General features: G+C 51.2%; 9 protein-coding genes. 7 read left to right on the top strand and 2 right to left on the bottom strand.

The window, feature by feature from the left end; translation table 11 throughout:
* Positions 1-114 precede the first annotated feature (114 nt).
* Positions 115-498, top strand: a complete 384-nt coding sequence (locus CR159_RS20930) for a DsbA family protein (protein ID WP_102075880.1) — start codon at positions 115-117, stop codon at positions 496-498.
* A 256-nt stretch (positions 499-754) separates the two neighbouring features.
* Positions 755-1,120, top strand: a complete 366-nt coding sequence (locus tag CR159_RS20925; RefSeq protein ID WP_233208445.1) for a DUF4148 domain-containing protein — start codon at positions 755-757, stop codon at positions 1,118-1,120.
* 42 nt (positions 1,121-1,162) lie between these two features.
* On the opposite strand, the gene CR159_RS20920 is transcribed toward CR159_RS20925, so the two are convergent.
* Both CR159_RS20920 and CR159_RS20915 read right to left on the bottom strand, forming a co-directional pair.
* On the bottom strand, positions 1,163-2,536 hold the full coding sequence (locus CR159_RS20920) for a heavy metal sensor histidine kinase (protein WP_102075879.1): 1,374 nt from the start codon (positions 2,534-2,536) through the stop codon (positions 1,163-1,165).
* Entirely contained in the window at positions 2,533-3,207 is a 675-nt protein-coding gene (locus tag CR159_RS20915; protein ID WP_102071096.1) for a heavy metal response regulator transcription factor, read from the bottom strand. The genes CR159_RS20920 and CR159_RS20915 overlap by 4 nt, the downstream gene beginning before the upstream one ends.
* A 292-nt stretch (positions 3,208-3,499) precedes the next feature.
* On the opposite strand from CR159_RS20915, the gene CR159_RS20910 reads away from it, so the two are divergent.
* The 5 genes from CR159_RS20910 to CR159_RS20895 all read left to right on the top strand — a co-directional run bounded on the left by CR159_RS20910 (position 3,500) and on the right by CR159_RS20895 (position 10,343).
* A complete protein-coding gene (locus CR159_RS20910; RefSeq protein WP_158238586.1) occupies positions 3,500-3,874 on the top strand; it encodes a DUF4148 domain-containing protein in 375 nt (124 codons plus the stop codon).
* Positions 3,875-4,148: 274 nt separating this feature from the next.
* Entirely contained in the window at positions 4,149-4,379 is a 231-nt protein-coding gene (locus tag CR159_RS21740) for a hypothetical protein (RefSeq protein ID WP_199173385.1), read from the top strand.
* Positions 4,380-4,489: 110 nt separating this feature from the next.
* Entirely contained in the window at positions 4,490-5,629 is a 1,140-nt protein-coding gene (locus CR159_RS20905) for a TolC family protein (RefSeq protein WP_369406185.1), read from the top strand.
* Between the two features lie 9 nt (positions 5,630-5,638).
* Positions 5,639-7,147 carry an efflux RND transporter periplasmic adaptor subunit gene (locus CR159_RS20900; protein WP_102075877.1) on the top strand — a complete coding sequence of 503 codons (1,509 nt, stop codon included), beginning with the start codon at positions 5,639-5,641 and terminating at the stop codon, positions 7,145-7,147.
* Between the two features lie 16 nt (positions 7,148-7,163).
* Positions 7,164-10,343, top strand: coding sequence for a CusA/CzcA family heavy metal efflux RND transporter (locus CR159_RS20895; protein ID WP_102075876.1), 3,180 nt, complete (start codon positions 7,164-7,166; stop codon positions 10,341-10,343).
* Positions 10,344-10,754: the final 411 nt, after the last annotated feature.

Below are 10,754 nucleotides of genomic sequence, written 5' to 3'. Positions count from 1 at the left end.
GGTGATGGGGCGCGAGCCGCGCGCCAATGCTTTACTGACTGCCTGTTCGATAAAGGCCTCGGAATAGGTGGATTTCATTGCTGCTCTCTTTGAAAATTAGAGGCGACAACTAGTCTGACACGGGGGGGTTATGCGCCGTTCCATGAAGGCTCCGAAGAGGTCGTTAAGATTCTTGAAGCGTCCAAGCTCCAAGATAAGTACTGGTCGACGTTAGAGACCGTTCTCCAGATGCAGCCGCAATGGGCGTCGCATGATAACCCGCAGGTCAATTTGATCTGGGATTATCTGAAGGCGTCGGATCTGGACATTGATAAAGCGCGCAAAGACATGAACAATCCGACAATAGAGGCTATTGTCGAGCAGGACAAGGCCGACCTTCGCGCATTACAGATAACTCAAACACCCACTTTTTTTGTTAATGGGAAACCATTACCCAAATTTGGTCTTGAGCAGCTAAAGGCACTTGTGGAGCAAGAAGTCAAAGCCGCTTATAAATAAAGGCCGTGGCTTCCAAGCTGCCGCGATCGATAACCATGATGAGGAGCGGTACATCGGCATTTGAAAGGCCCTGACGCTTAACTGTGTGAACCTCCGCAGGGACTTTTTCTGGTGTATGAAAGAGATTACAAAAAGCTGGCCGATATTATCAAGCTTACGAAAATGTAATTTGCATGTTCGACATTTGTCATGAAGGGCACCGTAGAATATTTAGATGCTTCCAAACAAATCGTCCAATGTGAGTTGAGTTAACTCAATGAGCACAAAAGGAATGTCATCCAAATTTTTTGGAGTAAGAATTATGCTCATTTCGAAGATGCATTTAGTGACGGCTTTCCTACTTTCAGTGGCGACGACAGCTGGGGGTGCTCAACAGATGCCCCAGTCAATGCATGCTGATGAGAAAATCAAACAAAGCGTCGTAGACGTTTACGGAGAGCCTAAAACAAGGGCAGAAGTCCGCGCTGACCTGGCGCTCTGGAAGCGCGCTGGGATGGGCAAGTTCTCCCGAGGGCATCCAGACACTTTCAGTCCTAAATACAAAGCTGCATATGCAGAATACGTTCGCTTGCGTTCGGGACCGGAGTATCAACAAGAAGTGCAGCGACAGTTAGCCAAGTAGGCACTTGATAAAACCCTTCTAAGCAATAGGAGGCAAACCACCTTAACGCTTTAACGGTTCTTTGCTTATGCTGAAACCGACCTCGCTCCATTTTTGACCTGAGCGGGCAAACGTATCCCCTCCGTGCATGCGAGCGATGGCCCTAACGATGGCCAGTCCAAGGCCATGGCCTTCGGGTCGTTGAGTCCGAGCAGAGTCAGCGCGAAAAAATCGATCAAAGATTTTCGACAGGATATCTACGGGAATACCTGCGCCACTATTACGAACTATAATTTGAATGGCCTCAGGATCCTCATGGATCCCAATCGTTATTGATTCTCCGCGCGGACTAGCCTTGATCGCGTTAGAAACAAGGTTAGAAATGGCCCGCCGTATTAATCGTGAGTTTGCCAATACTTGAGCATTTCCCACCGTATTGACGGCCACGCCGGACTCCTCAAGCATCGCTTCATAATAGTCGATAACAATGGCAATTTCCTTCCCAATGGAAGTAGAGGTGAGTTCAGATACCGCTGCACCGCTATCCGCCCGGGCTAAGAAAAGCATATCGTTTATCATGAGTTGAACCATCTCCAACTCTTCCAGATGGGACGATACGGTTTCTCGGAGTTCTTCGGCAGAACGAGCTCTACTGAGTGTGATCTCTGAACCGCTGATCAACGTGGCCAACGGCGTGCGCAATTCATGCGCGACGTCTGCATTAAATCCTTCCATTTGGCGGTACGCTTCCTGAACGCGATCCAAGGTGTGATTAAAGGCTATGGATAATTCACGCAACTCTGTATCGATGTTCTCAATAGGTAGCCGTATTGACAAGTCTTCAGGCCGGATTCGCGATGCTTGTTCGGAAAGTTGGCGAATTGACGAAAGCGATCTTCGTACAGCCCATGCCGCAAACATAGAGACGCATACAACCCATGCTGCACATACCGCTAACAAGGTTGTCCCAAACGCGTAGAGCAACTCATTACCAGGCTTGGTATTAATCGCAACAACCAGATCGTAATTCAACGAGTCTGTACGAAGTTGAGTCCTCAATGCTCTAAGCTCACTACCGTCTGACGTCCTGACCAAAAATTCCCCATTAGATATCTGGCGCTTCATTTGCGGAGGGGAGCCCCCGTATATCGGCACACCTTCATAGTCTGTGATCCAAGCCTTTAAGTGCTTATGTCCCCCCAACAGCGTCTCAATCGATTGTGAGAAGGCATTAACGTCAACCGGGTTCTCTTGTAGGGAAGCAAGGTGTTTAATAAGTTCTATTTTACCTGTCAGCTCCGCGAACTCCTGATGCCTGACCTGATAGCTTAGTACTTTGAACAGCACCGTACCTGCTATACAAGAGCCCACCAAAGCGATGGTCCCGAACACAAGTATTAAACGGAGTTGTATAGATGGTGCGTTTAACAGTTTCACAAGGACCTAAGCTCTAACACGTAACCCATGCCACGTACCGTATGCAATAACTTGACGTTGAATCGATCATCCAGCTTTGCGCGCAGACGGCGAACGGCGACTTCGATTGCATTAGTATCGCCGTCGAAGTTCATTTCCCATACTTTCTCTGCCAGGACAGTCCGGGAAAGCACCTGGCCTTGGCGCCTAAGTAAAAGCGCCAAAAGTGTGAACTCTTTCGCGGTGAGATCAATACGGTCGCCAGCGCGACTCACTTTTCTTCGTATCAGGTCCATTTCAAGGTCACCAAGTTGAAGAATGGATGATTCCCGCGTCAGGCCACGACGAAGCACTGCCTGGATACGGGCGAGTAACTCAGAGAATGCAAATGGCTTTACCAGATAGTCATCGGCACCGCCCTCCAGTCCGCGCACCCGGTCTTCGACTTTATCTCTCGCCGTAAGCATGATGACATGAGTTGACTTGTTTTTCCTTAGCTCTGTCAAAATGGTATAGCCATCTATACCGGGCAGCATCACATCAAGCAGAACAACATCGTAATTGCCTTCGCGGGCCATATGCAGGCCGTTGATTCCGTCACGGGCGACGTCCGCAACATAATTATTTTCGGTTAACCCCTTATGTACATAGTCGGCCAGCTTTCTTTCGTCTTCGATGATTAATATGCGCATTATCTATGAGGGCCCAAATCAAAAATATTATTTTTCCGGTCCCAATTGGACAGGCTGATCCGTTCAGAGTTCACTCTATCGTCACAAAAGGCAGGTGGAGATGCTCTTTCAAATCAATACACGCCGCTATACGAAGATTGTTTCATAAAGATGACAAAATAGTAATCTGACTGTCCTCTGATTGTTAGGAGCGATTCTTTATAGTGCATCCATCGGCAACATCTTGCTATTCACAAAGGCGGTAATGACCCTTTTGCCGATCTGTTGTTTTTTTTAATAGATGGAGTTTTGTATGAAGATCGTAATTACTGGATTGATGATTTCTTTTTCCCTAGTCGCTGGCGCAGCTCAAGCCGCTCATGTTGACGCACCTGCGTCTATAGACCGAGCCCAGGTGGTCGCCGAGTTGCAGGAGGCTCGTACTCAGGGGCTTTTAAGTCATGGCGAGTTGGATTATCCAGCAGTTTCCCTCCAACCAGCCAGTTCCAAGACTCGTCAAGAGGTTCGAAGCGAGCTGTTCGATGCTCGCGCGGCAGGTACGTTAAGTCACGGTGAGCTGGATTATCCGATTGAGACTCCCGTCAATAGCTCCAAGACTCGGGCAGAGGTGCAAGCCGAACTTGCCGCCTATAAAGCTGCGGGCCATATCCAACCGATCCCAAACTGAAAAAATGTCAGAAATCAGTACGCGACGGCTTAAAAAAGAAACCGGGCCATTTCACGTAACAGGTAGGCTCTAGCCGGCGCGAATGTTGAGTATGACATTACAAAAATGTAATCTACTAGTCTGTTTTATGAAAGGTTGGCTCAACTAAAATCCGCCTGCTAAATAACAGCAGTGAGCGTTGCAGGCTGTGGCACCACTTGCGAACACTGTTTACCTCTAGTCGGCCACCTAAGCACATTTTATCGCTGCGCACAGCGGTTATTGATTATCTAGGGTGGCCGCCATCGCTTACGTCAGTGTTGAGCTTGCGGCGCTAAAAAAACAGCGCAACGGATCGGAGGGGCTTGCGCAAGTACGTACTGAGGCGGCCAGTGCTTTCGAAGGAGAGGCGGCATGCCTCAATAATGGCTGTGAAGAAAAAGGTGTGACGAAGGCGAAGCGGCCCTGTTGTCACGTTAAAAACCAAAAGCCCATTTTAGGTGTGATTTCATGCGAAGCTTCTTAATGATAGTTGGGGTCGCGGCTGCGTTTTGTGCGCCTGCGCCTGCGTTGGCGCAGCCTACATCTTTTTACGGTACCGACAACCCAACTGTACACCTAGAGCCAGCGAGTTCTTTGACACTCGATCAGGCGCTCGAGTTAGCTCTCAGCAGCAACCATTCGCTCTCCTCAGCGCGAAATCTCGCCGCTTCCACTGATGGCATCGTGACACAAGCGGGTGTTATTCCGAATCCAGAGTTGAGCGTCGAAGTTGAGGATACTGATAGAAAGTCCACGCGAACAACGACAAGCACGTTGAGTGTCCCGATAGAGCTAGGCGGAAAACGCGCGGCGCGCATTGCCGCCGCAGAACTCACGCGGGATGTTGCAAGAAGCGATCTGCGAGGCACTCGTGCCGACGTGCGGTCTGAAACGGTTGCGGCTTTCTTTACCGTGCTAGTTGCACAAGAGCAAGTTGCGTTGGCGGCAAGCACTGTAGACATTGCCCGCGGCGCTTTACGCGTCGCAGCCCAGCGAGTGGCTGCAGGGAAAGTTCCTCCGTTAGAAGCGAACCGGGCGCAGGTTGAATTAGCAAATACAGAGCTCGAACAAAGCATGGCCGCAAACTCGCTGAAGATTGCACGACAAAGGCTCTCCTCGTTTTGGGGCAATCCTTCCCCTGTGTTCACCCAAGCTAAAGGGGATGTCAATACGCTTCCGATCCGCCCTCCGCTTGATGACCTTGCTGCGGCGCTCGCGAGCTCTCCACGGCTGGAGTCAGCGCGCCTCGCCGTTGAAAGAAGTCGCGCGCAGATTCAGGTCGAACGCAGTAAACGATATCCAGATATGACGTTAAGCGCAGGCGTTGCTCGGAATAACGAATTGGGACGCAATCAAACTATCGTCGGCGTGTCGATCCCGCTGCCATTCTTTGATCGCAACCAGGGAAATCTCTATGAAGCATCCATGTTGGCGTACAAGAGTCGAGATGACTATCAAGGAGCAAAAGTCCAGTTAACGACGGAGCTCCAGCAGGCCGCAAGCGAATTCGATATTTCGAAAGATTCAGCGCAGAAATTTAAATCAGTGATCCTGCCGACTGCGAACCAAGCGTATGACACGGCCAGGAAGGGATTTGAAGCTGGAAAATTTGGCTTTACGGAGGTGCTCGACGCGCAGCGGACTTTGTTTCAAGCGCGTGTCCGTTACCTCTCCGTGTTGTCTAGTGCCTATCAAGCTCTTGCGCAGATAGATCAAATTTTAGGTCGTAAATAAAGAGTACGCATGAACAATCTCAAACATCAATTGACCGTTTGCTCGCTTCGCTTGGCGCTAGGACTCGCATTGGTTGCAACGTCTCCATTTCTTGCGGTTACGGCATATGCTGCAGAAGAAAATCATGAATCCCACTCCGAAGCTGAAACCTCCAATGAAGACAGCCACGAGCAAGGTCCTAACGGAGGTGAAGTAACGCAGACAAATGGATTTGCGCTGGAACTGCTGCTCGCCGAGGAAGGAGGGGAACCCCGCCTACGCATTTGGAGCGCTTCAAGTGGGGCCGGTATTCCAATCGATAGCGTTACCGCAAGGGGACAGCTCACACGGCCGAATGGAACGGTTCAAAGTATCACCTTCAGCCGGTCGAAAGGGTATCTTCAGAGCGAGCAAATAATTGAGGAGCCGCACTTTTTCTCAGTGAATGTAGAAGTAAGCGTGGGTGTGGGCGCAGAGAAAAAGACAGCCGTGGCACTACTTCAGCGACAAGAAGGAAAAATTGCGTTATCCGATGAACAGATCGCGGCGAATAGTCTAGTCATAGAGACTGCTGGGCCCGCAACCCTCCAGCAAACATTGCCGTTCCCCGGTGAAATCAAATTCAACGAAGACCGCACCGCCCATGTGGTGCCGCGGCTATCGGGAATTGTTGAAAGCGTATCCGCCGTCCTTGGCGAGCAGGTTAAAACCGGCCAAGTGCTCGCGACAATCTCGAGCGCAGCACTGGCAGACATGAGAAGCGAACTGTTAGCATCACAAAAACGCTACGCGCTTGCCTCGACCGTTTACAAGAGGGAGCGCAAGCTGTGGCAAGAAAAGGTTTCGGCCGAACAAGACTACTTGCAGGCACGCGCGACACTGTCTGAGTCGGAAATCGCGTTGCAAAACATCAAGCAGAAATTGACCACGGTGGGGGCTTCGCCAAGTTCGCCCCAACTGAGTCGCCTTGAGCTGCGTGCACCATTTGACGGTGTGATCATTGAGAAGCATATAAGCCTTGGTGAGTCAGTTCGAGAAGACGTGAACGTTTTCACTCTCTCTGACTTGCGGACCGTCTGGGTAGAGTTCCAGATAGCGGCGAAAGACCTTGAAAGCGTCCAAATTGGCAAAAAGGCCGAAGTGTCAAGCACCGCGTTATCCTCCAAAGTCCGAGGCACCGTGTCCTACGTGGGAGCGCTGATCGGTCAGCAAACCCGAACTGCCACCGCGCGTATTACGCTCGATAACCCCAATATGGCATGGCGCCCCGGTCTATTCGTGACAGTGTCTGTTGCTGTGAGTGAAAATGATTCCGGTGTAACCGTAGCGGCAGACGCGATACAAACGATTGAAGGTCAGCCGGTCGTCTTTATCGTTGTGCCTGGGGGATTTCTGGCTCAACCGGTGAAACTTGGCACGGTCAACAACGACCGCGCGGAAATTGCCGAGGGCTTGTCGCCAGGCATCAAGTACGTTGCCGCGAACAGTTTCATCCTAAAGTCTGAACTCGGTAAAGCCAGTGCCGAACACGCGCACTGATAAGGACGGGTGAGACATGTTTGAACGTATCATTCGCTTTGCCATTGAGCAACGTTGGCTCGTTATTCTCGCAGTGCTGGGTATGGCGGCACTTGGCGCCTATAACTACAGCCGCCTTCCTATCGATGCCGTTCCCGATATCACTAACGTACAAGTACAGGTTAACGTTGGCGCACCCGGCTATTCGCCTTTGGAGGTGGAGCAGCGAATCACATATCCTGTCGAGACAGTGATGTCCGGATTGCCTGGTCTACAGCAAACACGGTCCCTCTCGCGCTATGGGTTATCTCAAATCACCGTCATTTTCGAAGATGGTACCGACATTTATTTTGCTCGGCAACTCGTTAATCAGCGTTTGCAGGAAGCCACTGACAGCCTTCCCGAGGGAATTAATCCTTCAATGGGCCCCATTTCCACCGGCCTTGGTGAGATTTATCTTTGGACCGTCGAAGCAGAGGACGGCGCACGCAAGCCGGATGGGTCCGCTTACACATCGACCGACCTACGCGAGATTCAGGATTGGGTCATTAAGCCGCAACTGCGCAATGTACCCGGCGTAACAGAGATTAACTCGATCGGGGGTTTTACTCGAGAATATCAGGTTTCGCCTAGTATCGAGCAATTGGAGTCTTATGGCTTATCGCTCCCCGATGTAGTCGCTGCGCTTGAAAAAAACAACACTAATGTTGGGGCTGGCTACATCGAGCGTAATGGCGAGCAATACCTCATCAGAGCGCCAGGCCAAGTCGGCTCCGTTGAGGATATTGGTGAGATCATAGTGGGTAGTGTGCAAGGTCAGCGGCCCATACGCATTCGCGACATTGCAGAGGTCGGCCTGGGGCGTGAACTTCGCACGGGAGCTGCAACTGAAAATGGCCGGGAGGTCGTGCTGGGCACCGTTTTCATGCTGATTGGTGAGAACAGCCGTGCCGTATCGCTGGCCGTTGGTCAGAAAATGGAAGAAATCAACCGCAGCCTTCCGGAGGGTGTGCATGCCGTTACGGTTTACGATCGCACCGTATTGGTCGATAAGGCGATAAATACCGTCAAGAAGAATCTGCTTGAGGGTGCCGTCTTAGTCATTGCCATTTTGTTTCTTTTTCTGGGAAATATCCGGGCAGCGATCATCACAGCGATGGTCATTCCGTTGTCAATGCTGTTCACATTTACTGGAATGGTTACCTATAAAGTAAGTGCTAACCTCATGAGCCTTGGGGCACTGGACTTCGGGATCATCATTGACGGCGCGGTCGTGATTGTTGAAAACTGTGTTCGTCGTCTAGCTCATGCGCAGGAGCACCATAAGCGTCCGTTAACTAAAGCCGAGCGTTTTCATGAGGTGTTCGCTGCAGCACGAGAGGCGCGTCGCCCTTTGATTTTCGGTCAGCTTATCATCATGGTCGTCTATCTACCTATCTTCGCCCTCACTGGCGTTGAAGGAAGAATGTTTCATCCGATGGCCTTTACCGTTGTGATTGCCTTGGTTGGAGCGATGATCCTATCGATTACGTTCGTGCCGGCCGCGGTCGCGCTGTTCATCGGAAAGCGGGTTGCTGAGAAAGAAAATCGCCTCATGCTATTGGCAAAGCGTTTGTACGAACCGCTACTCGATCTGGCGTTCAAGCACAGCAAAGTCGTATTCGCACTGGCTATCGCCACCGTACTGGCAACCGGAATGGTTGCGTCTCGGCTGGGCAGCGAATTTATCCCAAATCTTAATGAGGGTGATCTTGCTATACAGGCACTTCGGATTCCCGGAACAAGCTTGACTCAGTCCGTAGCAATGCAGCAGCAGATCGAAGCGCGTCTGATTGAGAAATTCCCCGAGATCGAACGGGTTTTCGCCAGGACAGGCACGGCTGAGGTTGCTGCAGATCCAATGCCGCCCAACATCTCTGACGGCTATATCATGCTTAAGCCTCAGGACCAGTGGCCAGAACCTCGCAAGACTCGCGACGAGTTGTTGCAAGCGATTCAGGTCGAAGCAAACAAAGTGCCCGGTAATAACTATGAGTTTTCCCAACCTATTCAGCTTCGGTTTAATGAACTCATTTCTGGCGTGCGAAGTGACGTTGCAGTCAAGATCTTTGGCGACGATAACGACGTTCTTAATTCGACGGCGATAGAAATCGCTGAGGTCTTAACAAACGTCGAAGGCGCCACCGAAGTTAAAATTGAACAAACCACGGGTTTGCCAGTCCTTACGATAGATATTGATCGGGCTAGAGCTGCCCGCTATGGGCTGAATATGCTGGATGTTCAGGAAACCGTATCGATAGCGCTGGGCGGGCGCAAAGCCGGAACTTTCTTTCAAGGCGACCGACGGTTCGACATCACCGTGCGCCTGCCCGACCAGATGCGCGACAATATTCAATCCATTCGACAGCTTCCTATCGCGTTGCCCGATGATGGCAGCGCTAACGGGCGAACCAGTTACATTCCATTGAGTGAAATTGCGGCTTTGAACTTGGCTCCGGGTCCAAATCAAGTGTCACGCGAAGACGGTAAACGTCGAATCGTTGTGAGCGCAAACGTGCGGGGTAGAGACTTAGGATCCTTTGTGCCTGACGCAGCGGAGGCGATCAAGCAGGTGAAGATACCCACTGGCTACTGGATAAGCTGGGGCGGCACATTCGAACAACTACAATCTGCTACGCAGCGGCTCCAGATTGTGGTCCCGGTGGCCCTGTTGCTGGTGTTTGCATTGTTGTTCGCCATGTTCGGCAATGTCAGAGACGGTTTGATTGTGTTTACTGGCATCCCATTTGCCCTCACTGGCGGCATACTCGCGCTTTGGGCTCGTGGGATACCGTTATCGATTTCCGCTGCTGTAGGCTTTATTGCGCTTTGCGGTGTAGCTGTGCTCAATGGATTAGTAATGTTGTCCTTCATTGGGACGCTCAGGGAGGAAGGCAAGCGGCTTGAAGAGGCGATCCGATTTGGTGCTCTTACCCGACTTCGTCCTGTGTTGATGACGGCGTTGGTAGCATCGCTAGGGTTTGTTCCAATGGCCATCGCAACCGGGACGGGAGCAGAGGTTCAACGGCCACTTGCCACGGTCGTGATAGGCGGTATCCTATCATCGACGATCCTGACCCTTTTGGTGTTGCCGCTCTTGTACCGGCTCGCGCATCGACGCGATGTGGACGAGCAGACGCTTGATGAGGAGGAGACGTCCTTGCCTGCGAGTCAATAAACACCGGCACAGAGGTCGCGTCTGCGACCTCTGTGCGGTAAGGTTATTAATGAGCTGTGACCATACCTTACTCATAGCGCCAATCTTCCTGAGAAGCTGTGACGTTATGTGCTGGTGTGCCCGACGCCGTGAGTGTTAGCGATGGCCGGTGGTTACCGGCCATCTTCCCGATCAACCAGTCTTATAGATAAGACTAGGACTATTCTGGCACAGTATTAGCCGGTTTGACTTCGCACGTCGTTATGGCTTTCTCGCCAGATTCAAATGTGAATTCAGCCTGAACGCGGTGTTTGTCAACAATGATGTCCGCTTTTTCATGCAACGAGCTTCATGGTTTCCGGTAGTTCTTTATTGACCTTATCCGGGTTGAGCCAGACCTGGTCTATGCGCTTCCAGTTGCGCACGGTACGA

It is taken from the genome of Pollutimonas subterranea, assembly GCF_002849655.1.
Classification (GTDB): domain Bacteria; phylum Pseudomonadota; class Gammaproteobacteria; order Burkholderiales; family Burkholderiaceae_B; genus Pollutimonas; species Pollutimonas subterranea.
This window is presented reverse-complemented; position numbering and strand designations above follow the sequence as displayed.